Annotated in this window: 19 protein-coding genes; 9 read left to right on the forward strand and 10 right to left on the reverse strand. The window is 44.6% G+C overall.

Going from position 1 to position 20,021, the window contains the following annotated elements; genetic code table 11:
- Window positions 1-115: 115 nt before the first annotated feature.
- From FNC98_RS00390 to FNC98_RS00420, 7 genes are all read right to left on the reverse strand, one after another.
- Window positions 116-796 carry a pirin family protein gene (locus FNC98_RS00390; RefSeq protein WP_143579399.1) on the reverse strand — a complete coding sequence of 227 codons (681 nt, stop codon included), beginning with the start codon at window positions 794-796 and terminating at the stop codon, window positions 116-118.
- A gap of 88 nt (window positions 797-884) precedes the next feature.
- The gene (locus tag FNC98_RS16905) at window positions 885-1,802 is read right to left on the reverse strand and encodes a hypothetical protein (protein WP_260680398.1); all 918 of its coding nucleotides are present in this window, start codon (window positions 1,800-1,802) and stop codon (window positions 885-887) included.
- A gap of 3 nt (window positions 1,803-1,805) precedes the next feature.
- A complete protein-coding gene (locus FNC98_RS00400) occupies window positions 1,806-2,201 on the reverse strand; it encodes a DoxX-like family protein (RefSeq protein WP_143579400.1) in 396 nt (131 codons plus the stop codon).
- Window positions 2,202-2,214: 13 nt separating this feature from the next.
- Entirely contained in the window at window positions 2,215-2,688 is a 474-nt protein-coding gene (locus FNC98_RS00405; protein WP_143579401.1) for a DUF2269 family protein, read from the reverse strand.
- Window positions 2,688-3,869, reverse strand: coding sequence for a saccharopine dehydrogenase family protein (locus FNC98_RS00410; protein WP_143579402.1), 1,182 nt, complete (start codon window positions 3,867-3,869; stop codon window positions 2,688-2,690). Before FNC98_RS00410 ends, FNC98_RS00405 begins: the two co-directional genes overlap by 1 nt.
- The gene (locus FNC98_RS00415) at window positions 3,866-4,549 is read right to left on the reverse strand and encodes a penicillin-insensitive murein endopeptidase (RefSeq protein WP_143579403.1); all 684 of its coding nucleotides are present in this window, start codon (window positions 4,547-4,549) and stop codon (window positions 3,866-3,868) included. Before FNC98_RS00415 ends, FNC98_RS00410 begins: the two co-directional genes overlap by 4 nt.
- Window positions 4,542-6,029, reverse strand: a complete 1,488-nt coding sequence (locus FNC98_RS00420) for an FAD-binding oxidoreductase (RefSeq protein ID WP_260680399.1) — start codon at window positions 6,027-6,029, stop codon at window positions 4,542-4,544. The genes FNC98_RS00415 and FNC98_RS00420 overlap by 8 nt, the downstream gene beginning before the upstream one ends.
- 191 nt (window positions 6,030-6,220) lie before the next feature.
- On the opposite strand from FNC98_RS00420, the gene FNC98_RS00425 reads away from it, so the two are divergent.
- Window positions 6,221-7,204, forward strand: coding sequence for a helix-turn-helix domain-containing protein (locus FNC98_RS00425; protein WP_143579404.1), 984 nt, complete (start codon window positions 6,221-6,223; stop codon window positions 7,202-7,204).
- Between the two features lie 49 nt (window positions 7,205-7,253).
- Here FNC98_RS00425 and FNC98_RS00430 read toward each other — a convergent pair whose 3' ends face one another.
- Complete coding sequence (locus tag FNC98_RS00430) at window positions 7,254-9,383, reverse strand: hypothetical protein (RefSeq protein ID WP_143579405.1); 2,130 nt, start codon at window positions 9,381-9,383, stop codon at window positions 7,254-7,256.
- Window positions 9,384-9,653: 270 nt separating this feature from the next.
- On the opposite strand from FNC98_RS00430, the gene FNC98_RS00435 reads away from it, so the two are divergent.
- On the forward strand, window positions 9,654-10,532 hold the full coding sequence (locus tag FNC98_RS00435; RefSeq protein WP_143579406.1) for an EamA family transporter: 879 nt from the start codon (window positions 9,654-9,656) through the stop codon (window positions 10,530-10,532).
- Between the two features lie 5 nt (window positions 10,533-10,537).
- Here the strand turns inward: FNC98_RS00435 and FNC98_RS00440 are convergent, their stop codons facing one another.
- Both FNC98_RS00440 and FNC98_RS00445 read right to left on the reverse strand, forming a co-directional pair.
- Entirely contained in the window at window positions 10,538-11,011 is a 474-nt protein-coding gene (locus FNC98_RS00440; RefSeq protein WP_143579407.1) for an LEA type 2 family protein, read from the reverse strand.
- A gap of 70 nt (window positions 11,012-11,081) precedes the next feature.
- Complete coding sequence (locus FNC98_RS00445) at window positions 11,082-11,813, reverse strand: glutathione peroxidase (protein ID WP_143579408.1); 732 nt, start codon at window positions 11,811-11,813, stop codon at window positions 11,082-11,084.
- A 307-nt stretch (window positions 11,814-12,120) separates the two neighbouring features.
- On the opposite strand from FNC98_RS00445, the gene FNC98_RS00450 reads away from it, so the two are divergent.
- The 7 genes from FNC98_RS00450 to FNC98_RS00480 all read left to right on the forward strand — a co-directional run bounded on the left by FNC98_RS00450 (window position 12,121) and on the right by FNC98_RS00480 (window position 20,021).
- On the forward strand, window positions 12,121-12,990 hold the full coding sequence (locus tag FNC98_RS00450) for a DUF481 domain-containing protein (protein ID WP_143579409.1): 870 nt from the start codon (window positions 12,121-12,123) through the stop codon (window positions 12,988-12,990).
- Window positions 12,991-13,479: 489 nt separating this feature from the next.
- Window positions 13,480-14,343 carry an FAD binding domain-containing protein gene (locus tag FNC98_RS00455; protein ID WP_143579410.1) on the forward strand — a complete coding sequence of 288 codons (864 nt, stop codon included), beginning with the start codon at window positions 13,480-13,482 and terminating at the stop codon, window positions 14,341-14,343.
- Window position 14,344: 1 nt separating this feature from the next.
- On the forward strand, window positions 14,345-14,821 hold the full coding sequence (locus FNC98_RS00460) for a (2Fe-2S)-binding protein (RefSeq protein ID WP_143579411.1): 477 nt from the start codon (window positions 14,345-14,347) through the stop codon (window positions 14,819-14,821).
- Window positions 14,822-14,832: 11 nt separating this feature from the next.
- Entirely contained in the window at window positions 14,833-17,247 is a 2,415-nt protein-coding gene (locus FNC98_RS00465) for an aerobic carbon-monoxide dehydrogenase large subunit (protein WP_143579412.1), read from the forward strand.
- A gap of 20 nt (window positions 17,248-17,267) precedes the next feature.
- Window positions 17,268-17,858 (forward strand): SRPBCC family protein, encoded by a 591-nt coding sequence (locus FNC98_RS00470; protein WP_143579413.1) that lies wholly within the window; start codon window positions 17,268-17,270, stop codon window positions 17,856-17,858.
- A gap of 51 nt (window positions 17,859-17,909) precedes the next feature.
- Window positions 17,910-18,797, forward strand: a complete 888-nt coding sequence (locus FNC98_RS00475) for an AAA family ATPase (protein WP_143579414.1) — start codon at window positions 17,910-17,912, stop codon at window positions 18,795-18,797.
- 12 nt (window positions 18,798-18,809) lie between these two features.
- Window positions 18,810-20,021 carry a vWA domain-containing protein gene (locus FNC98_RS00480; protein WP_143579415.1) on the forward strand — a complete coding sequence of 404 codons (1,212 nt, stop codon included), beginning with the start codon at window positions 18,810-18,812 and terminating at the stop codon, window positions 20,019-20,021.

Below are 20,021 nucleotides of genomic sequence, written 5' to 3' on the forward strand. Positions count from 1 at the left end.
GTTGATGAACAGCCTGTCGATTAATAGTAGTCATCGTTAATTTATTTTGCTGTATCGAACTCAAACACCACACCATTGGTCATCTTCCAGGTTGATAAATCCAGCTTAGATTTTATTAAGGTCCAGTGTAGATGATGATAAGCTGGGCATCGTCTAATGCGGTAAAATCGATTCCTTTTTCAACACGGTACAAGCTTCGCGATTCTGCCTTGCTATCGTTAAACTGACCGTTACCCTTACTCAAGTAGGCCATTGCTGCTCCTGCATGAGAAATCGACTGTCCTGCTTTCAGATTTGCCACGGCAATCGAGGTATTGCTATGGAAACGCTCTACCTGCGTTCTGTCGCCGCCATATACCTGCTGCAGTTTTCCGACTTCGGGTTCAAACACCTGGTAACCGGCAGGTTCTCCCGGATTATCAGGTAATACCCAAAGCTGAATCATTTGGTTTTCAGATTTATCCGGATTGATCTCATTATGAAAAAAGCCCTTGCCGCCGGCGCGTTGCACTTGCGTATATCCGGCATCGAGTTGCTGTCCGTGCTCCATTGAACCTGCATGAGAAATACGACCATCGACCATCACCGAAATCACATCAATCTCCCGGTGCGGATGCATACCGGTTTCTCCAAAAGGCAGAAAGTTAGCATCTGCCAGATAGACAAAATTACCAATACCGTTGAAAGCTTTAGGGTGTTTGTGATCACCGAAAATTCGCTCATCGGTTACCATACGTTTTTCTTTGAGTCCGGCAAAGCCGCCTAGCGGCAGATCGGCATAGCGTAAAATATCCATTGCTTGTATCTCTGGTGAGGGAGGGGGGTGGCCGCCCTTGGTGTTTAATTACTCTCGTTGTTACGAAATAATGCTAATGCAAGATTACTCAGGCACGCGGATTTTTTTGAGCATCAAATAAGACTTTGAGCCAGCGAATGTCTTCCGGGCCCAGGCCTGCCTGTTTATGCAGCGAGGGCTTTTCATAAACCTCTTTATACACATGGCAAATAGCGGTTTGGGTTAACTCACGCCAGCGCTCGCCTTTCAAATCTTTTATCTGACTATTGATTAAATCCGCTTCCAATAAGGGATCATATTCCCCTTCATCAGTACGAATTACCCGAGCCAATTGCGCGAGAATAGGATTGATGATCTTCAAAGTATTGGCATCAGAAAACTCTTTATCGACATTATCCTGAGCTTCTTTGATTTTTTGCTTCAATTGATATTCATTGAGCTTTTCTCCGGTTGCCCGCAGACCATATTTATTAAGTAATGTTCCTATACCAGGTAACAGCGCTTTCGCCGCAATGCCGGCGCCAAGCAGTGGATTGAATATGGCCGCGAGGCCACCAACCAGCAACATGCCGTAGGTGAGCTTTTTATCTAATGCATCGATTTCATCGGCCAGAGCTTCCAGACTATTTGGCTCACTAGCGCTTCGGGCACTGACGATCTCTTCTGCCGATTGAGCCATGTAGGTTTTTAACATGACCTCAGCATGCTCATCGGCAAAGTGAAATACCCGGCGTTTTGGCAGGTTATTTATTTCCGGAACACCGTTTGGTAAACAGCGCATCGTGTGCAGGGCAAATTGATATTCGGAAGGTTTAAACGGAACCACGAAATAATGCTTTTCATCAAATTGCTGATCGCCATAATTTTCTGATTTTTCCGTAGAAACAAAAACAGGCAGGCCATTTACTTTTTCCTGAACCAAAGAAAGCCCAGCGGCAATTTCATCGGTCGCTTTATCGGCGGCAGCTTTTAAAACTGAAAGTCCCTTTTGCAAATAATCGCGCATGGCCTAGCCTTTTTCCTGTACTTCATTTGCAGATAGATAAACGAACATTATTAATACCAGTATGGGTAAGTTTTTGGTGACCGGGCCAAACGGATGTAACCAAAATTCAGGAGCGATAACACTCAGCAGTAGGGTATAAGAAACGATTATGATCACCTGAATCGTGCAGCAAAGTCTGATCCCATAGCGAGATAACAGCCAAATACCAAGCATGATATCTATGATAGCGCCGCTATATATAGCCAAATCGGATAAGGACTCGGAAAATCCGGCTTGTTGTAATAACTGATAGCCGATTTCCGGGGCGAAAAATATTGAAGTCAGGCCGGTGAATATCCAGACGATGGCTAAAGAATAAATGGCCAGTGTTATCAGTGTTTGTTGATTGTGTTGAGTCATCGTCGATTCATCCCTACACAACCGAAACCGGTTTAAATACCATCAGATAGAAGATGATTAAGATGGCAATAAAAGCAGGGAAACCAAGTGCTATCCACCAGCGCATGAGCCTTTTAAATTCCGGTAAGGTTTTTTCCGCAATTACCGATTCTGTTGCTAATTCTCTTAACCGATATTGGATCCTCAGAACTGGTAACCAGCAAGCACCGATAACAAGGATTAGGGTTAACACCCACATAAACCAGGGAGATGAAAAAGAATAACCCTGCAATTTCATTAGTAATACGCCTGTAGTGATTTGGGTGATGACTGCTGGTGTGGTAAACAGCCAGTCACCAATAATTACATGATTGGCGGTTATCTGGATAACGGTTGGATTGTCTGAGCGATAGGCCATGAACATAAAAAATGCGATGCCGGTTCCCGTACCGGCAACGATAGCGGCAGCAATGATATGGAGAAATTTAAGGGTTAGATAATAGTCCATCAGATCTCTTGTCCTGCATTGTGATCTTGCTCCCGGTTTTGCTCCCAGTTTTGTTTGCGTATTTGACTGTGATAATGAATCTTATAGGTGTCAAAATAGGGATTAAAATCTTCTAGCTCCAATAGATTAACACAAGGCTTTGCGCCGGTGGGCAGAGATGTTTTTGCCTCGTCACAAAGAAGTTTTCTCGCCAGAATAATGGTTGAAAGAGTTGGGATATATGGACCATTGCCATCAGGGGCATACAAGGTCCAAGATATTTCTTGGTCTTGTCCTTGCAGATCGATACCGGCTATTTTGACTCGCATCGCGCCTTTATCGGTGCCAAATGAACCAAAGTAATTGCTGGCGGCAACGATGGGCTTGGCTAATGGTTGCCAATTTTTAACCAGACCTATTTTGCATAAATACGCCATAGCGACCATTCCGTAATGCAAAATACCTAACTCAAGGCCTGCCTGAAAGCTCACCCGCTCGCTTACTTGATAGAGATCGGGATAGAGTTCCAGATCCGGAATATCGACATTGGCAAGGTAGCGTTTTCGTGCAAATGCGCCAAAGTCTTCCACTTTCGGGTCCATCCAACCGTAAGCCTGTTGCCAGATCCCGTCTCGAAATACCGGAAACGGGTGGCCTGTGTAGGAAAGTATGCCGGCGACGGTTGCCAGACCTCGTTCTGCTTTATTTCCCGGAGCAATTGCAATGTCTATGGTGCTTATCGAGCTGAATTCTTCTCGATAATGATCAATCACTGCAGATGACAAACCGGGTACAGAACTGGCGCCACTTACTACCAACACGCCTTTATCTCTGGCTTGAGTGTCTAAATTGGTGATATCGCATACGAATCTTCGATCATCGGCTAAATCTATATAGTGCGCGCCTGCGTTAATGCAGACCTCAGGGACACCATAGTCTTGTCCCTGAAATGGGCCGCCGGTATGAATAACTAAATCGGGGGATAATGCCGATAACTCGCTAGCAAATTTTGAATCGTTAATATCAAGCGTGGCGGTTTTAACGACAGCTTTGGCTTTCGGCTGAAGTTGGTTCTTAAGTCGTTCGGCTTTTTCTGGATTGCGACCTGCGATATAAATTATCACGTCATCTAAATCGATTAACGCTTCACAAATGCGCTTTCCAAAGTTTCCATAACCACCCAATATCACAACGTTTTTCATTTGTTTATGTCCTGACAAGCAATAGCAAAGTCAACGTGATAGTGCTCATCATGTCTGACCCAGGAACGTTTAGTGGAAAATTGAATGTGGGCCTTTAGGTAATCGCCATAATTGGTAGCCAGAAGTTTAGGTTGTAATTGCGGGTCGAAAATTACCCGCCATAAATCGACACCATGCTTTTTCGCGGATTTATGCAGCGCTACGATATGAGCGGCGAGGGCATCATAGTCTATCTGATAGTCTTCATATCTATCGTTGCTATCGAATTCGATTTCGTAACCAAACTTGTTGAAAGGGTGGGTTGGCAGATGCACCGATTCACCGGATGCGTCGACAACCGGTGTCATAAAATCAACGGACAGGCCATTACGATGGGTTTTATGGGGCTTGAACTGTCCGCCCTCAGCAAAACCGGTTTCCGCATATTTATAGACTTTATCTGGTTGTTCTGTTTCCAGCCAATGATAAGCATCGACAACAATGTCATTGACCTTCGAGTGCACATAGGTGCGTCCGGCAATTCTTGCTACTGTGCTGTAGCCGACAAAGTTATCGCCATCGGCAGGAAGTTTTACGGCGTTTTCGATATAACCGTTTGATGTGGTGCCAAAACAGGTGCTTTGTTGTGCGATGGAATGGCTACTGAAAATTAGTAACAGTACCGATATGTATTTATTCATCTGTTGAACTACTGCCCAGATTATTTATTTGCGATATGAAATGTCGTTCAAGTAATTTATTACTGAATCTGAGCTTTGGGTCAACAGCTTGTTTTACCTTTAAATATTCTTTTGCCTTAGGGTAAGCTCTGGCAAATTGTTCATCGCTTGCGTGCAACTGGTAAGGCAAATAATAAGAGCCATTAGCGTCTAGTGCGGAATCAATCATTTCCCGGCTCCAGGTTGCAACTTTTTGCTGTGCGGCTTCGCTGGTGCCTTGACGATAGTAAACCACAAATGCAAACACTTCGTTATCAGCCCAAGCCAACATTGAACCGGTATCCGGCAGCGCATGCCTTACCGAAACATTGAGAACATTTACCTGATGAAGCTGAAAAATATCAGCCATCGATTCGGTGAAGGTTGCGAAGTTTTCGACAGGAACAAAATACTCCCTGAGCACATAGGTGTAATCTTCTCTACTATTGGGTTCTAGCTGATTAACGTCGTAACTGGCTTCATAATTGCGCCAATGAACCGTGTCGAATCGATAAAGGATTGGTTCGAGTAGGTATTGACGGGCCCATTTAAAACTATCATGACGGGCAACCAGTTCCGCCAAAGCTGGCTCCAGTATGTATTGCTGATGTGTATCTACAAGACGTTTACTCTGAGTTACTTGCTGATCGGTAACACTCCAGTTTACCGCGCGCATGGACTGATAGTTCGGCGGATAGATATCGGCATTGTGAAAGACAATGTCACCATCATTAAGCACGGAATTTTTGAAGTAGTTCGGATAGTCGGCGATATCCATAACTGTGGAGCTTCTCTTTACCCGTGTATTATCTTCAAGGTGGAGTGTTACTTCACCGATAATGCCTATGCCTCCATAACCACCAATCGTCGCGAAGAATAATTCTGGGTTAACCGTTTGCGAAGCTTCGATGACTTGCCCATCGGCAAGTACCAGCTTTATCGACTGAACCGAGCGAATTATTGGTCCTTCGCCCATGTAACGACCATGGACATTTACGCTCAATGAGCCACCAACCGTGAAATTGGCATAGGACTGCATGATTTTCACGGAAAGATCATGCTCATCCAAAACGCTTTGTAAATCTCGCCACGTTATTCCACTTTGTACCGTAACTAGCTTTTTATCAGCATTGAGATTCAAAACTTGATTGAATTGCCGCATATCGAGATGCAGACTATTTTCTGTGGCAATTTGTCCACCCTGACTATAGCGTCCACCACCGATTGAAATTTTACCTGATGTGGTTTTTACCGAGTTAACAATATCGTTCAGGGAAGTTGGCGCAATAACTGAATTAACAGCGATGGAGTTTAATCCGGTGATGTCGTTTACGGTTGTTGAAGGAGGAACCGGTTGAGGACGATTTAATGCCGTATCGATGAAAACCCAGGAAATGTATAACACCGCCAGGAGTACCAAAAAGCCGAATCCTTTAATTGAAAATATTAAAATCCGTTTCATATTTTTCCATCGGTTACTTTAGCTATCTGCCTATTTATACAGACAAAAACAGGATATTCAAGGGGTTATGAATGTTCAATTCAAAAGAGCTATTAACTAAATTAAAAAGACGTATTTACTTAACTTTTTCAATGTGATTAATTAAGTAAAAATTCAAAAGTCATTAGTTAATTGTGGTTAGAGGTAATTAAATGAATGGCGGAAATCTAATAAAGTTGGTCACGGCAAATTTAGGCTGTACCCAAAAAGAGCTGGCAAAACAACTTGGCGTATCAGGTGCGCAAATCAGTAAGTGGAAATCTGGTGAGTATATTTCCGAGGAAATGGAGGCCCTTTTGGTATCCTTGTCGGGAATTGGTAAACGGGATCCAGATATCGTGGTTTGGACTGGCGGCAATGAGCAAGCTGACCAATGGGACACGTTGGTGCGTTTTCTGGCCTCATTATCATTAGAGTTCAACGATACTGGATATTACATCGAGCCATTAACCTTAGTTGAAGATGATTTTCTGTGCTGGAAAGTACTTCAGACTCTGTTAGAAGCTGGCATTGAAATACCTCAGGCGTTTCCCGCTGCACTTGCGATTGATTATGCAAAATATTCGCAAAAAGGCACGCAACTACCGATAGAATTTACAATGCATCCCATAGTTCAGGTTATTTTCGATAGCTTTAAAGCATTAATTCATCTTTATGGGTTTTATTCAGCCTACATCAGCGAAATCATCGAGAACTGGGATTTGAATCTGATGGATACAGAGGCTTGCAACATTGAACCTTGTCTACTCGATTTAGCGTTCAGCAAGAGCGCCCGTCAGTCATTGTTATTGCCGGATTTTAATGATTTTAAGCACAAAACACTGAATGAATATCGACAATGGCTGGAATTGGTGAAGAAAACCGCTTTTGAGCACAATGTGCCGTTAAGGGCTGAACTGTTAAACCTTATTTATGATAACCATGAAAATATCGGTTATGCGGCTAAAGAAGAGAATACAGGCGCCAATCGTTATCGCTTACACCCAGATGTTTATATGAATGAAATGCTGCAGAACCAGCGGGCGATATTGAAACTGATGCCGGCGATCTGTGAAAAGCTTGGCATTGACCCCGGTCAGTTTGATGATGCAGAAATGCTTTTGTCAGAGGCTGCTGAGATGACGGATGTTCAGTAGCTCAGTGCAAATGTAAAAACGGCAGGACAAATGTCCTGCCGAACGTTAATTATTCCGCAAGCGCCAGTTGTTTCTGAGCGTATTCGAACTTCAATCGATACTCAGTCACCTGATTCTCTAAACGGCTCACATCCTCTGATAATCGTGCCTGAAGTTCTGCGTTTTCATCGCGTAACTGCTTAAGAGTTTCACGGATCTGCGCGTTACTATCTTCCTGGCGATTCTTGATTTCCGCATTTTTTTGCACAAAATCAGAGATTTTTTCTCTTTCTTCAGCAAGTTGCTGTTTCAAATCTTCAATTTCCTGACGTTCAGAGGAATTATCGTTGCGGGCTTCTAATAACCGGCTCTCCAGAACATTCTTATCCTGGTTAAGTTGGTTAATGATTGCATCGGCATTAGCTCGTTGTTTATCACCAGATTGCTGCAATTCTTCAATCTGTTCTTTGAGCTCACGGATTTCCCCAACTTTGTCCGATAACAGCGCTTCGGTTTCCTTTTTCAGGGAATTAATGGTTTGCTGCTGACCTTCTTTAACCTGGTCTAGCTGTGTTTCCGACTTTTGTTTTACCGCCATCAACTGAGCATTAACCTTACGGAACTCTGCTTCGAGATCGGTCAGTTTCTCTTCTTTTTGGCTGACCTTGTCTTTCAATGTATTATTCTGAAGCCAAAGGCTTTTCTTCTCTTGCTCATTTTGCTTCAGTGCAAGTTCAACATCTTCAAGGTCGGAAAGTTTTGCCTGGTAACCAGCCATTTCTTCCTGGAGTGCAGTAATATTGTCTTCGTACCCCTGGCGTTGTTCGAGAGTTTCTGTGCGACTCTTCTTCAGTTGCGCATCGAAATCATTTTCTTGTTTTCGTAACTGGGTCTCCAGATCTGAAATAATTGACAGGTGCTTCGATTCTGACGACAAATTGCCTTTTAATTGTTGTGCCAGGGTTTCATTATCTTCTTTTATGCCAGACATTTGTTCGTCGAATGACTTTTTCTGGTTGGCAATAGCGATTTCGTGAATTTGCTTTTGTTTTTGCAGCTCTTTACTCGCCTGCGCTAACTCTTTTTGAGCTATCGCAAGTTCCGATTTTACCTCTTGTAGCTGAGCTTTTTGTTGATCAAATTTTGCCAACTCTTTATCGGCGTTGAGCTGGGCTTTTTGTTTTGCTGCGTCACTGGTTTTTAGCTGTTTTTGCAATTGGGTGATTTCATCTGCCTGCGCTTTTATTGCCTGTTCAACCGCTTTATCTTGAGATTTTTGCGCTTTATTTAGTTCTGTTTGTTGCTTTTTAAGGGTCGACTGAGTTTCGGTGAACTGCTGCTTTAATTCGCTTATGTCTTTGTTTAGGCCCGCATTTTTTGCTTGTAACGCCTTTAACTGCGACTGCAGTGATTCTACTTGCTCGGTTTTACCAGAACTGGATTGTTGTAACGCTGCTAGCTGCTTTGAATGCTCGTCGAGCAAGTCATCAATGGTCTTTTTATGGTTTGCGCTCTGGCTAGATAACTTTGATTGTGCTTGCTGGGCTTCTTTCTCGGCTTTGACTAATGCTGCTTTGAACGCTTTTAATTCGTCATTCAGCGCTTTTTGTTGACCCAGGGATTTGGATTCATTGCCCTGAAGTGATTTTAATTCGGTCTGCAGGTTTTTTAATTCGACACCATGGGCCGATTTGAGCTCTTTGAGTTGTGCGGCGGTTTTGTCCAACTGGGTTTGCAGCTTGACGTTGGCCTTGCTTAGAGTATTTTTATCTTTGCTAAGTGGGTCGAGTTGACTTTGCAGAAGTTCGCGATTTTCTTGGATCAAGCGAAGTTCTTTTTGCAGTTTTTCTTCGCTGGTGATTTTCGCTTTTAATTGGTTTTCGGCTTTTTGAGTGCGCTCTTTGAGTTGGTCATATTTAACTTCGTACTGATCAATTTTGTGTTTCAGCTGTTCAATTTCGCTGTATTTCAGATTGACCGTATCATGCTTAGAACGACTCAGTTTTTCATGAACGGCAGTGAACTTTTGTTCTAGCTCTTTTTTCTGGGTTTCCAGTGCCTGAACTTTTTGTTGCTCTGCTTTAACATTGAGCTTTTCTACTAAATCAGCAAACTTATCTTCCAACTGAATAAAGATGTCACCGGCTAACAGTTGTAACTGTTCGTCTATTTCTTGGTTTAATTCTGGCTTTGTACTCATAAAAGCGCCTTATTATTGTTTTCGTTTGAAAACCATGAACTTATTTAACCATCTTTAGTTAAAAGTGAAAAGAGTTTATTAGTCTGTTTTGGCTTCAAAACCAACAGTGACGCATACTGAACAATAATTTTGTGCCTGTTTTTTATACATTTTTTGCCTGTAAATTCAATGTTAACGAGATAAATATTACGGCGATAAAAGTTGCTTTTTGTATCGGGATTTTTTGTAATGTGAGTCAGATAAAATTCAATTTATTGGCTTCATGACATTATGCCGTATCTTATTTTTGTATCTTTACTTTGGGCCTTTTCTTTTGGGCTGATTAAGGGACAATTAGCGGGTGTTGATTCAGGACTTATCGCTGCTTTGCGATTAGGTTTATGCTTCATCACATTTTTGCCTCTACTATTTTGGCAGCGGGGAAATCGCAATGCGTTAGTGTTAATGGCACTCGGCGCTTTGCAATTTGGTGTGATGTATATTGCATACATTCAGTCTTACCAATATTTACCCGGTTATCTGGTTGCCGTGTTCACAATTTTCACCCCTATTTACGTATTCAGCCTCAACGCCATTTTGGAAAAGCATTTCCATTATCAACACGCCCTGGTGGTGTTGCTGTCAGTCATTGGTGCGGCGATTATGGTGGTTCAATCTGTAAATCATGAAAGCGTATTAACTGGGTTTTTGTTATTGCAGGTGGCCAATCTGGCTTTTGGTTGCGGTCAGGTGTTGTACGTCAGATATTGTCGTTCTGATCCTGCTGCAAATACTGACAAACCATCAAGTGACGGCGTAAATATGATTTGGATGTACCTGGGTGCTGCGCTGTTGGCATCATCCTACACCATTGTTTTTGGCGACTTTGAACGTATGTCGCTAGCAAGCGAACAAATCTGGGTGGTACTGTATTTGGGCGTAATATCTTCAGGGCTCGGCTTTTATTGCTGGAACAAAGGTGCGACTCAGGTTTCCAATACAACCTTGGCGGTGATGAACAATGCGTATATGCCGTTTGCGGTTATCTTTGCATTTACGCTTTTCGGTGAGGAAGTTGATTTCACTCGTTTATTATTGGGCGGTGGTTGCATCATTTTAAGTGTTGCATTGTCGGTACTGATGCAAAAGCGATACGACTCGTATCGCTAATGCCTTTACCACTCGGATGGATCGAAAGTGCCAGTTTTATTAATCGGAATATCGGGTAACAGATTGGCGAATTCTAGCCGCGCATTAAATTCATAGTCCACAGCCTTATTAGGTTGGTCTGCAAACTGTTTAAGCACCTTAAGACTATTGAGAAGCGACGCTTTGCCCTTGAGGGTAATGGTTTGGGTTGAGAAGGGTTCTAACGGTGGTACCTGATAACGGTTGCCGGTAAACAACGATGCACCATTAACGACAAACTCGTAACTGACCTTAGAAAAATTTAACTCAAAATCATTCGGGTTAAATACCTCGAGGGTGATTTCAAACTTTGGAGACAATCCTTTAACCGGCAGCATGCGCACACCGACAACATCAATTTCCGGCTCTTCTACATTGAACCCGAGTCCAGCACATCCAGACAGGAGTACTGCACATAATGAAATCAGAGCAGTACATCGAACCAGAGAATTCTTTAACATCAAAAACAACCTTTTGGGTAAATTTCTTATTATGTGAAGGGATGTGTCTGAAAGGCAAGCCTTAACCCTATCAAGCCTTGAGGAAATTACTCAAATCATCACTGCCACCAATATGCTGCCCATCAATGTATACCTGTGGCGTGCTCTCCTGACCGGTAATGGCTTTAAGGGATGTCAAAGTAATGGCTTTGCCCAACAATATTTCTTCATAGCGGTAACCATGTGCAGTAAGCATTTCTTTGGCTTTGATGCAAAATGGACAGCCAGGTTTTGAGAAGATACTGACTGCCTGGGGTTTGCTGGCTTCGGGATTGATGTATTCGAGCATGGTATCGGCGTCAGATACTTCAAAGGGATCGCCGGGAATATTTGGTTCGATGAACATTTTCTCGATAATGCCATCTTTGACTAACATCGAATAACGCCAGCTTCTTTTGCCAAATCCTAAATCCTGTTTATCAACGAGCATGCCCATGCCTTCGGTGAATTCGCCGTTACCATCTGGAATTAGGGTGATGTTTTCGCATTCCTGGTCTGCACCCCAGGCATTCATCACAAAGGTATCATTAACAGAGATGCAGACGATTTCATCAACACCATTGTCTTTGAATGTCGCTGCCAGCTCATTAAAGCGCGGCAGATGCGTGGAAGAACAGGTGGGCGTGAATGCCCCAGGCAAAGAGAATACCACTATGGTTTTACCGGAAAATAGTTCTTCGCTTTTTACAATTTTCCACTCATTGTCCACACGCATGGGAAATTTAACGTTTGGGATTTTTTTGCCTTCTCTATTTTCAAACATGGCGGTCTCCGCAATTCACGGTTGTCCTTACAGCATAGATGAAGGCTGGTGCTTTCACATTGAGATCAAAAAAACCACTAAAATCAGGCTCCTTTAATCGCATTTAGTAATCAACTTGTTTGATTTTGATTTAATAAATCTATGAATTATTTGATGCCTTTGTTATTGCTTTAACTATAGTTAAATCTACAGCTTAAGAGCCTAATTCACGATCGGGAATAGGGGCTTGAGAACGCTTAACTTTGCGTGAAACTCATTGTTCGACTAGGGTTCTAACAGGCGAATTCTGGCAATTGAGGATGTAGTTATGAACTCTGTTGTGTGCAAGGGCTGTTTCGCTGCCGTCCTGGTCCCGTTATTAACTGTGCCTGTATCCGTAACCGCAGGCGAATTTACCATCGAACTTGGTGCCTTCTACGCCAAAACCGATTCTTCCCTTAATGCTCGCAGTGCTCTGGATGAGCTTCAGGAGCAAGTCGATCTTAATCTGGATTTTGAAAAAGATTTGGAACTCAAGGAAGAAGAACTCCTTCCTTATTTCAAATTTAACTATGCCTTTAATGATCGCCATTATATCTATTTCGACTACAAACGATTGCATCGTGAAGCCACGAGTAGGGGCAGCGTCGAGCCTTTTGAGTTTGATTACGAAGGAGAAACGTACATTGTTGATGGTAATGCCGAACTTACGACATCAATGAATGTCGATATCTCAAGGATTGGTTATGGTTATAAGTTTTACAATGGCGACCGTCTCGATTTAGGTATCTCATTCGGTGTCCATGTCATGTATTTTGAATTAGGCTTCGAGGGGCAGATTGAGGTATGTGATAACAGTCCTGACGGCCTGGGTTGTGCTCAGACGGACCCGGATAACTCGGTATTTTCTGATGTTACCGCACCATTGCCTGATATTGGTCTTTCTGCAGATTTTCAGATGACCGAGAACTTCGCATTTAACACTCATGCCCATTATTTCAAAATTAAAATTGATAACATTGAAGGCCAGTTAATCGACTTGCACGCAGGCTTTAAGTACCAGTTTACCGACACCTGGCATGCCAATGCAGGATGGCGCTATTACGAAGTGACTGTCGATGATAACCGCGATAATGGTGGGCTGGATGTGGAATATCAATTTCAGGGACCGATGCTGATACTTGGGGCGACCTTTTAATCAGGGGCGCTGCTTGATGTCGTAGTATAAAAAGGATTTTGAAGTGATCCAGTGCCCCTATTTTTACGTTCGGGAAATCGGCTCATTTTGTCTCGCCGTAAAGTTCTGATAAGGCCCTTAAATTTCAGGAGATTTTTTGATCTTTAGACATTGCCCGTCTAGCCTTTTATAGAACCTAGTACCAATCCCATTAAATTATTGCTCACTCAGTGAGAATTTAAAGGCTTTTAGACAAGGCTTTGATTGCAGAGAATGGTTATTCCATTGTCAAAATCAGTAACGCAGGATAAATGCCTTTAAAACTCACCCGGAGGGAGTTAGTGAGAGGCCCATTTACTGCCCTATATTTCATTAATATAGAATGACTATATCAATAAAATCTATGTTGTAAATGAACCTCGGCCCTAACTCTGAGTTGTGCACAAACTTAATGGGATTGGTATAACCAGCTTTGCTAGCACTTGATAAATCGCGAGGCCAATAAGCCAGATGATAACATCCCAATTCCAATACCATAAGGCATCGAGTGTCGAAGATGCTATTCAAAAACTCACCGAAATCGAAGATGCAAAATTACTTGCCGGCGGCCATAGCCTGCTGCCGATGATGAAGCTTCGTTTTGCCGAACCACCGTACCTGATAGACATCAATGACATCCCGGAATTACAGGGCATTGAACTTGATGGTGACACCATTCGAATCGGTGCCATGACCACAGAAAATGAGATCATTGCCTCTGATATTCTGCAGCAACATTGTCCGTTATTAGTGGAAGCAGCGAAGTTGGTGGCTGATCCTCAAGTGAGAAATCGCGGCACTATCGGCGGCGATATCGCCCATGGCGATCCGGGTAATGACCACCCAGCAGTGATGCTAGCGCTAGATGCCAACCTAGTCATCCAGGGGCCTGACGGAAAACGCAATCAGCCCGCTAACGGCTTTTTCCTGGGCACTTACTGGAATGAAATTGCCGAAGACGAAATTCTCGTAGCGATTGAAGTCAAAGCCCTTAAAGACAACCAGGGTTTTGGCTACCACAAGTTAAAGCGAAAAACCGGTGATTATGCGGTAGCAGGGTCACCCGTTGTATTAAGCCTTGATGGTGATAAATGTGCTGATATTCGCATCGGTTTAACCAATGTTGCGCCGATGGCAATTCGTGCCACTGAGGCGGAAAATATTTTAAAAGGGCAGGTGATTGACGAAGCCTTAATTGAGCAAGCGGCAGCACAAGTTGTTTCGGCGTGCGAACCTGCAGCTGACCTTCGTGGCGACGAAGAATACAAATCCCATATGGCGGCAGAGATGGTGCGCCGCGCGATTCAAGATGCTCTGCAACGGGCGAGGAACTAACATGGCCAAACATCATATTTCCTTTAACTTAAACGGCAAACCTGTCGAAGCCCTGGTAGAGCCTCGAGAGTTACTGGTTCATACCATTCGTGAAAATATCCAGCTGACTGGCACCCATATCGGCTGTGAGACATCCCATTGTGGGGTCTGCACCGTCGACCTGAACGGTAAATCAGTTAAGTCATGCACCCTATTGGCGGTGCAAGCCGATGGTGGTGATGTGTTAACCGTAGAAGGGCTCGCTAGCGCCGAGGGGCTTCATGCCGTACAGCAGGCTTTCGTTGAAGAACATGGCTTGCAATGTGGCTTTTGTACCCCAGCGATGTTGGTGCGCGCTTATCGATTTTTACAGGACAACCCAGACCCGTCGGAAGAAGAAATTCGTTGGGGAATGTCCGGTAACCTGTGTCGATGCACCGGCTATCAAAATATCATTAAGGCGGTGCAGAGCGCTGCCAAGAAATTACAGCAAGCTTAAGGAGAACATTTATGGATAACGCAAATGATGCCAACAATGCTCCCGAGGCAGAAGATCAGTTAAAAGGTGTCGGTTGCTCTCGCAAGCGCAAAGAAGATGCCCGTTTTATTCAAGGCAAGGGTAATTATGTCGATGACATTAAAATGCCCGGGATGTTGTTCGCTGATATGGTTCGCAGTCCTTATGCCCATGCTCGTATCAAGAGCATTAACAAAGAAAAAGCTCTCGCTTTGCCTGGTGTGCATGCGGTGTTAACCGCCGATGACCTAAAACCATTAAATCTTCATTGGATGCCAACCCTGGCCGGTGATGTGCAAGCCGTTTTAGCCGATGAAAAAGTGCACTTTCAATATCAGGAAGTTGCCGTAGTCGTTGCTGACAACCGTTATATCGCTGCCGACGCCATCGAATTGGTTGAGGTGGAATACGAAGAGCTGCCAGTACTGGTCGATGCTCACAAAGCCATGGATGAAGATGCGCCCGTGCTGCGTGAAGATTTGGTTGGCAAGATGGACGGTGCTCATAGTAAGCGCGTTCACGACAACCATATTTTTAACTGGCAGGCAGGTGATAAAGACGCGACCGACCGGGTATTTGAGCAGGCGGAAGTGACGGTTAAGCAGGATATGTATTATCCGCGGGTTCATCCAAGCCCATTGGAAACCTGTGGCTGTGTTGCATCTTTTGACAAAGTAAATGAACATCTAACGGTGTACATCACTTCACAAGCACCGCACGTAGTGCGTACCGTTGTATCTATGCTCTCTGGTATTCCAGAAAGTAAGGTGCGTATCGTCTCTCCCGATATTGGCGGTGGTTTCGGAAACAAAGTTGGCGTTTATCCGGGCTATGTGGTGTCTATTGTCGCCTCAATTGTTCTTGGTGTGCCGGTTAAATGGGTTGAGAATCGCATGGAGCATTTATCAACCACAGCGTTTGCCCGAGATTATCACATGACTGGGGAGATAGCCGCTGACAGTGAAGGTCATATTAAAGCTCTGCGAGTCAATGTTTTAGCCGATCATGGCGCCTTTGATGCATGTGCCGACCCTTCAAAATTCCCTGCTGGCTTAATGCATATTTGTACCGGTTCTTACGATGTTCCCGTCGCCCATTTAAATGTTGATGGTGTCTATACCAATAAAGCCCCAGGTGGGGTTGCCTACCGATGTTCGTTCCGGGTAACTGAGGCGGTGTATGTGATTGAGCGCACTATGGATGTGCTGGCGCAAAAATTAGGGATTGATAAAGCCGAAATCCGTCGTAGAAACTTCATTAAAGCGGAACAATTTCCCTACGAAACCGCCCTTGGTTGGGAAATTGATAGCGGCGATTACCATACCGCCCTGGATAAAGTGCTGGAGGCTTGTGATTACGAAGGTTTACGCCGTGAGCAACAGGAAAAACGGGAAAAAGGCGAACTCATGGGCATCGGCCTGGTTACCTTTACCGAAATTGTTGGCGCCGGTCCTACCCGTAATTGTGACATCCTGGGTGTTGGCATGTTTGATAGTGCCGAAATCCGTGTTCATCCAACCGGTTCAGTGATTGCCCGCATGGGTACTATTACACAAGGTCAGGGTCACCAGACAACCTATGCGCAAATCATTGCCAGTGAGCTGGGTATTCCTTCCGATGAAATTAGCATCGAAGAAGGGGATACCGATACCGCGCCTTATGGTTTGGGTACATACGGTTCACGTTCTACGCCGGTGGGCGGTGCGGCAACCGCCGTGGCAGCAAGAAAGATCCGCGCCAAGGCTCAGAAAATTGCGGCACACCTGTTAGAAGTAAGCGAGCAAGATCTCGAGTGGGATGTTGACCGCTTCAAAGTAAAAGGGGTTCCGGGCCAGGAAAAAACCATGAAGGAAATAGCCTGGGCAGCATATAACGACCGACCTGAAGGTATGGAACCGGGTCTGGAAGCCGTGGACTATTATGATCCACCGAATTTCACCTACCCATTTGGTACTTACTTGTGTGTGGTTGATATCGACAAATACACAGGGGTAACGAAAGTGCGCCGTTTCTATGCATTGGACGATTGTGGAACCCGCATTAATCCAATGATCATCGAAGGCCAGATCCATGGTGGTTTAAACGAAGGTTTTGCGGTGGCGATGGGGCAGGAATTACCGTTTGATGAGCAGGGCAATATCCTCGGTAATACCCTGATGGATTACTTCATTCCAACCTTTGTGGAAACACCTACCTGGGAAACCGACTACACGGTTACGCCGTCACCTCACCATCCGATTGGTGCTAAAGGTGTCGCCGAATCTCCTCATGTGGGCAGTATTCCTACCTTCACATCGGCGATTGTTGACGCATTCTCTCATTTAGGGACGACCCACTTGGACATGCCTCACAATGCTTATCGATTGTGGAAACATATTCGCGAATTGGATCTGGACAAGCGTAGCTAGTCTAAGTTGAGGAACTGATAATGAAAGTAGATATGGATAAAAGCTTCACCTTACCTGGCCCGGCGTCTAACGCCTGGGCCTTTTTGCAGCAGATAGATAAGGTCGCAGCTTGCATGCCAGGGGCAGAAATTACCGAGGCTATCGACGACAAGAATTACAAGGGTAAAGTTAAGGCCAAAATTGGTCCGGCGACTATGGCATTTAATGGCGACATTATTGTTGAAGAAATCGACCCCGAAACCCATACGTTACGACTTGTCGGTAAAGGCCAGGACAGCAAAGGTACTTCCTCTGCGGCGATGGATTTAACGGCTCGGGTAATACCGGTTGATGACAGCAGTTGTGAGTTGCAAGGTAATGCCCAGATGACGGTCACCGGCAAAGCCGCGAGCCTGGGTGGACGCATGATGACTCAGGTTGCTGATCAGATCCTTAATCAATTCGGCAAAAACTTTGAGAACAATGTGGCAGCGATGGGACCGGATGAGACTGTGGCTGAGCAAGCTAAACAAGAGCTTGCTCAACAACCTCAAGAGTTAAATGGTCTGGCGCTTGCCTGGTCAGTAATCACGGGCTGGTTTTCCGGGTTATTCGGTAGCAAAAAAGCTTAATCCTGTTGTTTGTTTACCTCGTATAACAGAACAATAACTGGGTAATTATTGATGACAGACACTCTCGATCTTGAGCAGCAACAACGGCAGTTGGCGGAGCAAGGCTACATTGCCGACCGTCAGCTTTGTGCGAGCTTGCTGCTAATGGAAAGCATCAACCGGCCTTTATTGTTAGAAGGCGACGCTGGCGTTGGCAAAACTGAAATTGCCAACGCTCTGGCGAAATCGAAAGGCACTGAATTAATTCGTCTGCAATGTTATGAAGGCTTGGATATCAATGCGGCCGTTTACGAGTGGAATTATCAGCACCAGTTGCTCTCGATCAAACTTCTCGAACAATCTTCGTCTGAATCTGCAAACACGGAACAACATATTTTCTCCCGCAAATATCTATTGGAAAGGCCTTTGCTGGCAGCGATAAGTCGTGAATCATCACCGGTGCTATTAATTGACGAAATTGACCGGGCTGATGAAGAATTTGAAGCCTTTTTACTGGAACTACTCGCCGATTTTCAAATCTCCATTCCTGAGCTCGGCACTATTAAAGCCCGCAGCATTCCTAAGGTGATCTTAACGTCAAATGGTACTCGAGAGCTCAGTGATGCACTGCGACGCCGATGCCTTTACCATTACGTTGATTATCCGGCATTTGATAAAGAACTACGGATTATCAAAGCCCGTGTGCCCGATATCAGTCAGCAATTGGCAAGACAGATTGTTGCTTTCGTTCAGGACATTCGTAAAAAAAGCCTGAGAAAAATCCCTGGTATTGCGGAGACGCTCGATTGGGCCAGCGCGTTATTGGCTTTGAATATCGACAACCTCGATCAGGACCCACAGCTACTGCAAGACTCGTTAGTGTGTTTACTGAAAACCCGTGAAGATTTGCAGGCCCTGAGTGATGTAGAGCTACAGCGTCTGATTGCAACAAGCCTTTAGCCGGACTGGATTATGGCAAATCATCAGCAATCTCTTGAACCCGCATGGGAAGTTTCTGAGCAACTCATTGAGCGTATCGCAGGATTCGTTCAATTTCTCAAAGCTCAGGGCTTTGTGGTTGGTATCAAAGAAGAAGTGGATTTATTTGCCAGTCTCGGTTGTGTAAATCTAACCTCAAAAAGCCAGTTTCAATGGCATCTACAAGCCTTACTTTGCAGTAGTGAAGAAGATTGGCAAAAATTCCCTGAGTTGTACCAGTTATATTGGTTTGCTGGCAATACCAGTAGTCGCTTTCAGGCTAGTGATAAAGCCCCGATGCAGCGCAAGAAAGAGCAAAATTCTGCTGAAAAAGCTCCTCAGGATGACACCCAGTCTCAACATCAAAAATCGAGTGCCGGTGATCAACCCGGTGTCGACAGTGAGCAGGACCAACAGGCACTCGACAGTGGTACTCGCGAGGGCGCAAGCGCAGTTTCCAGCCTTGCCAGAGCTGACTTCCAATCACTGACCGACCCCGAGCAGATGCAGCAAATGCAGCGATTAGTGGAGAACCTGGCGCGAAAAATGAAAAAGCGTGTTGTGCGTCGACAAAAAGTTGCCAAAAAAGCTGCCCGTCTGGATATTCGCAAAACCCTACGTAAAAACCTGCACTTTGGTGGCATGCCCATCAACCTGGCATACAAAAGCCCGCGTAAAAAGCAGCCAAAGTTACTGTTGTTTATTGATGTCAGCCGTTCTATGTCGATGTATAGCTTTATGTTTTTGCGTTTTGCCCGAGGCTTATTATCCGCTTTTCGCGATGTCTCCGTATTTGCTTTTCACACTCATCTGTTACCGATTTCTCAGGCCCTGAAACAAACCGATTTAATGCGGGTTAGAAACTCCCTGGCTTTGGTGTCTCAGGGATGGTCTGGAGGTACCCAGATTGGTGATAGCCTGCAAACCTTTAACCAAAAATATCGAACCGTATCCGACCGACAGACAGTGGCAGTGATTGTCAGTGATGGTTTAGATACTGGCGCCCCTGAACACCTGGTTAAGCAGGTTGAGGATATTAAACGCCATAATCGTAAGTTGATCTGGCTTAATCCGCTACTAGGGCGTCCTGGCTATGAGCCAAAAGCTCAGGCCATGGCGGCGATGTTACCGTTACTGGATGTATTTGCGCCCGCCAATAATCTTGAAAGTTTACAAGCCCTGGAGGAGCATTTTACTGCTCTATAA

The organism is Thalassotalea sp. PS06 (assembly GCF_007197775.1).
Taxonomy (GTDB): Bacteria; Pseudomonadota; Gammaproteobacteria; order Enterobacterales; family Alteromonadaceae; genus Thalassotalea_A.

Coding starts and splice junctions, on each gene's coding strand:
- FNC98_RS00390 (WP_143579399.1), bottom strand. CDS start 796: ATGGATATTTTACGCTATGCCGATCTGCCGCTAGGCGGCTTTGCCGGA.
- FNC98_RS16905 (WP_260680398.1), bottom strand. CDS start 1,802: ATGCGCGATTATTTGCAAAAGGGACTTTCAGTTTTAAAAGCTGCCGCC.
- FNC98_RS00400 (WP_143579400.1), bottom strand. CDS start 2,201: ATGACTCAACACAATCAACAAACACTGATAACACTGGCCATTTATTCT.
- FNC98_RS00405 (WP_143579401.1), bottom strand. CDS start 2,688: ATGGACTATTATCTAACCCTTAAATTTCTCCATATCATTGCTGCCGCT.
- FNC98_RS00410 (WP_143579402.1), bottom strand. CDS start 3,869: ATGAAAAACGTTGTGATATTGGGTGGTTATGGAAACTTTGGAAAGCGC.
- FNC98_RS00415 (WP_143579403.1), bottom strand. CDS start 4,549: ATGAATAAATACATATCGGTACTGTTACTAATTTTCAGTAGCCATTCC.
- FNC98_RS00420 (WP_260680399.1), bottom strand. CDS start 6,029: ATGAAACGGATTTTAATATTTTCAATTAAAGGATTCGGCTTTTTGGTA.
- FNC98_RS00425 (WP_143579404.1), top strand. CDS start 6,221: ATGAATGGCGGAAATCTAATAAAGTTGGTCACGGCAAATTTAGGCTGT.
- FNC98_RS00430 (WP_143579405.1), bottom strand. CDS start 9,383: ATGAGTACAAAGCCAGAATTAAACCAAGAAATAGACGAACAGTTACAA.
- FNC98_RS00435 (WP_143579406.1), top strand. CDS start 9,654: ATGCCGTATCTTATTTTTGTATCTTTACTTTGGGCCTTTTCTTTTGGG.
- FNC98_RS00440 (WP_143579407.1), bottom strand. CDS start 11,011: ATGTTAAAGAATTCTCTGGTTCGATGTACTGCTCTGATTTCATTATGT.
- FNC98_RS00445 (WP_143579408.1), bottom strand. CDS start 11,813: ATGTTTGAAAATAGAGAAGGCAAAAAAATCCCAAACGTTAAATTTCCC.
- FNC98_RS00450 (WP_143579409.1), top strand. CDS start 12,121: ATGAACTCTGTTGTGTGCAAGGGCTGTTTCGCTGCCGTCCTGGTCCCG.
- FNC98_RS00455 (WP_143579410.1), top strand. CDS start 13,480: ATGATAACATCCCAATTCCAATACCATAAGGCATCGAGTGTCGAAGAT.
- FNC98_RS00460 (WP_143579411.1), top strand. CDS start 14,345: ATGGCCAAACATCATATTTCCTTTAACTTAAACGGCAAACCTGTCGAA.
- FNC98_RS00465 (WP_143579412.1), top strand. CDS start 14,833: ATGGATAACGCAAATGATGCCAACAATGCTCCCGAGGCAGAAGATCAG.
- FNC98_RS00470 (WP_143579413.1), top strand. CDS start 17,268: ATGAAAGTAGATATGGATAAAAGCTTCACCTTACCTGGCCCGGCGTCT.
- FNC98_RS00475 (WP_143579414.1), top strand. CDS start 17,910: ATGACAGACACTCTCGATCTTGAGCAGCAACAACGGCAGTTGGCGGAG.
- FNC98_RS00480 (WP_143579415.1), top strand. CDS start 18,810: ATGGCAAATCATCAGCAATCTCTTGAACCCGCATGGGAAGTTTCTGAG.